This is a genomic window from Vibrio sp. D173a (assembly GCF_030248475.1).
The window spans coordinates 1-782 of record NZ_JAHGAH010001006.1 but is presented as its reverse complement, the minus strand read 5'-3'; the positions used below and the strand labels follow the sequence as shown (position 1 = coordinate 782).

The window sequence follows — 782 nt, the reverse complement described above, 5'->3', positions numbered from 1 at the left end:
TCAGCAATATAGCTATTTTGGCGCTCACAATTGAGCGCCTTTTTGTTGCGTGTTGATTAAGACAATACTATGCAAATTCGTTAGGTATCTGTTGATTTCATTGACTAAAATAAGGAAACTGAAACCAATTCTAATTAGTTGATATTTCCTCTTTATGAGCAGCCCTAGATTACGCGTCCAGTTTGAAACCTTATTTGAGTACTTTGACGGTAAAGACTCAGAAGTTCAGTTAGATGACATTACGGATGTACTTTGTTGTACTCGCCGTAATGCTCGTATGGTATTAAACAAACTCGAAGAAGAAGAGTGGATTGAATGGCAACCAGCAGCCGGTCGAGGCAAGCAATCTAAGGTAATTTTTAAGCAAAACCGTAATGACGTCAGCGAAACATTAGCGCGTCGCTACCTTGAAGATGGAAAAATTGGTCAAGCACTTAACGTCTTGGATAGGGATGCCGCCAAACTCACCCAGGTGATTCAAAACTATTTAGGTGTGCAATACCAAGAAGGTGAGCAGGTGATACGCTTGCCTTACTATCGTCCACTGTCGATGCTTAACCCCGCCAAATCTATGCGTCGTTCAGAGCAACACATAGCCCGTCAGGTGTTCAGTGGCTTAACAAGGCTTGATGACAACGACCAGCTTCAGCCAGACCTTGCTCATTCGTGGCAAAAGGTTCAAGACGATCATTGGCGTTTCTTCATTCGCCCGGGTGTCCGTTTTCATAACGGAGAACTACTTCAAACCAGCCATATTGTTGAGACGCTCGACTCATTAGAGA

General features: G+C 43.4%; 1 protein-coding gene. It reads left to right on the top strand.

Features of this window, described 5'->3' with window-relative positions; all coding sequences use genetic code 11:
• Positions 1-154: 154 nt before the first annotated feature.
• Positions 155-782 (top strand): SgrR family transcriptional regulator (locus tag KIV40_RS30905; protein ID WP_285353111.1); only part of this gene is annotated, 628 nt, incomplete at its 3' end.